Annotated in this window: 1 protein-coding gene; it reads right to left on the bottom strand. The window is 37.1% G+C overall.

Annotated features, from left to right (window positions below; translation table 11 throughout):
• A partial coding sequence (locus NZ519_13510; protein MCS7029771.1) for a BREX-1 system adenine-specific DNA-methyltransferase PglX occupies window positions 1-2,800 on the bottom strand: 2,800 nt, incomplete at its 3' end.
• Window positions 2,801-2,811 lie beyond the last annotated feature (11 nt).

Below are 2,811 nucleotides of genomic sequence, written 5' to 3'. Positions count from 1 at the left end.
CATTAGGCGCAGTTTGATATACTCGCTGATTTACCGTATATCTCTCAGGTTCAGATAAATTATTCCTGCCATCAAGAAAAACTATAATATGATTTCTCGGAGCTTCTCGCTTTTGTAGTATCATAACACAGGTATCCACCACAGCTGATGCAAAGGGATTGGCAGTGTCAAAAACTTGAAGTATTGTATTTTTCAAAAGAAGTTCCCGTAGGTTTCTTTTGGTTTGAATAGTCCAAAAGGTTTTTGAAGAGATATATCCCAAAATACCGTCTTGCTTCAACAAAGCCACTCCTTTGAAATAGAAATGGTTGTATGTGTCGTCAGCAAAGCCAAAATTTTTTTCAAGTAATTTTTTATCCTTATCATCCACTCCTTTGGTAGAAATATACGGCGGATTTCCAATAACAATATCAAATCCATTTTTGACATCACTTCCAAACATCCATTCAGGGTCAAACCAGTCCGAAAATTTATTTTGGTCGTAAGGGTCAAATGAGGCTATTTGTTCAGCTACTTCATTTGGCCACTTATCGGCTTTTAACAAATTGGCAATTTCTTTTCGTAACTGTTTGTCTTGTTTTTGTAGTTTTAGTTTTTCTCTTCGGCTAGTAGCGGTAAAATACTTGTGCCGTAACTCTTTGAGTTCATTTTCTTTTTCATCTATTTTAGGATTACGTATAGTAAGCTGCTGTGGCTTATCTAAACCCATCAACGTATTGGCTGCTACGAACTTAGTTTCTAAATTCGGCAAACTGCGAATGCCAAAATTCTCTTTGCTCTTATCTACCTTTTGCTCTATTACCAACGAAATAAAAAAACGCAGCTTAGCAATCTGCACCGCAATCGGCTGTATATCAATCCCGTAAATGCAGTTCTCAATTAAGTACAACTTACGAGAATAATCATCAAAATTGTAAGTTTTGTTAAATATCTCCTCTAATTCATCTAATCTTTCTTTTACGGCTTGTAGGGCTTTTTCCCTTACTTGTGCGTCAGATAGCCCTTCAATCGCTTTTCTATCTTGCTCTAATTTTTTGATTTCTGCACCAATAATTTTTTCTCTTTGAATTTCTTTCCAGTATTTATTTTGAGGGTCAAGCTTTTGCAAAATATGCACCATCTTGTGCAATATACCCATAGGAAAAGCTCCTGAACCGCAAGCAGGGTCTAATATCTTGCAGTTGCTCAATGCCTCAACAATTTGTTGCGTTTCTGCTTCGTTAAAAGAATGGTTATCCTCAGCATAACTAATCAGGCTTCTCAATCGCCCTTCTAATGTATCCGAAGCACCGCTTTGGACATCCTGTTCGGTCAGACTACACTTTAAGTATGCCAACAACGATTCTTCTACCATGTAATCCACAATCTCTCTCGGAGTGTAAAAACTACCTGTCTGCTTGCGCGCAGTCGTTTGTGTTTCAGGATTGTAACTGGCTAACAAATTCTCAAACACCTTGCCCAACAATTCAGGGTCAAGCGCAACTTCTTCTTCTATCGGAGTGTTTTCCGCCACAGTAAATTTGTAACTTTCCAACAAGTTTATCAACCCTCTGGTTGTGTAGCGCTTATTTTTCATGCCATAAACCTCACTCAAATCTACCTCCCTCTCCTGACCAAAAAACAAATAATCAGGCACAATTGCTCTTTTTTTCGGATTTCGGCTAAAACCATCTACATAAACAATCTTATTCTCTTCATTAGGCTTGTCTAAACAGTCAAATAGTCCCCCATTCAGAAATGGAACTTCCTTAAACAATTCCAATACTTCCTCCTCCGAAATAGTAAACAGGTCAGCATAACGAAACAAATTTTTTACTCCGTATTCTTCTTGGTTGGTTTTAAAGTCGCCTTCTTTGGCAAACCTGCGCTCTCCCATTTTTTGGTTTAACGTCGCAAAAAACAAGTTTTGTAGTATGGCATTGTAATAACTGTGCGAATTCGTGTCTTTGTTAAAGTCTTTAAGAATACTAGCTACAAAATCCTTGCGAAACAGCAATTCAGGAACCAAGCCTTTCTCTTTAATAAACCAAATAAAGATAATCCGAGTTATTAAGCGAATGAGATTAGTAGCATTACGAATTTCTTTGTTCTTTTCTAAATCATCAGGAAAAGAAACTTCGCTCATTGCAGCAAAATACCAATTAGAAAGCTCCTCAAAGAATTTTTTATTAAGTACATTTACATCCAGCACTTGCAGCCAATGCTGATGTAATTCCATGTAAGTACAAACAGTTGGGGGAACTATTAAGTCTTTTAGGATGCGTATATGTCCTGCATGAGGGTTTTGAGTTTTTATATCCCGAAGAATAATAACTTTTCCTACTTTTTCGCCTTGTCGCCAGTTTTGCGAGTATTTGAATCGTTCGCTGATAGCAATAGAAATAAGCGTTTCATTGTTTAGAGTATATTTGAACAGTAGAGCTACGGGCATTTTTTCACTGATGCGATTAAAAGCTCTGGTCAGTTCAGAGATTTCTTTTCGTGTGGGATATTTATTTAATTCCAGAGCAAAGAGTAATAAACCGTTGTAGCTCTTGCTTGCCTGCTCAATAGCCGTTTCATAGGAGTACTGAGTGTCAAATATTCCTCTTTGTTGAAAAACTGAATCATCTACGATGCCAATGAAGTAGGTTTTATCAACGGATTGAAAGGTGTCGTTATCTTTGTAGTGGTGTTTCAAAATAATTTTTATAGGCAGCGTTTGAGCAGTAGTGGTATTATTGAGTTTGATATTCAACTGCCCAAATAGGTCAGTGGTGGCTTCAAACAGATTGGCAGTATTGAATATGTTTAGGTTCATTGCTACATTAT

The organism is Bacteroidia bacterium (assembly GCA_025056095.1).
GTDB lineage: Bacteria > Bacteroidota > Bacteroidia > JANWVE01 > JANWVE01 > JANWVE01.
Note: the sequence above shows the minus strand (reverse complement) of the source record. Positions and strands in the feature narration are given on the sequence as shown.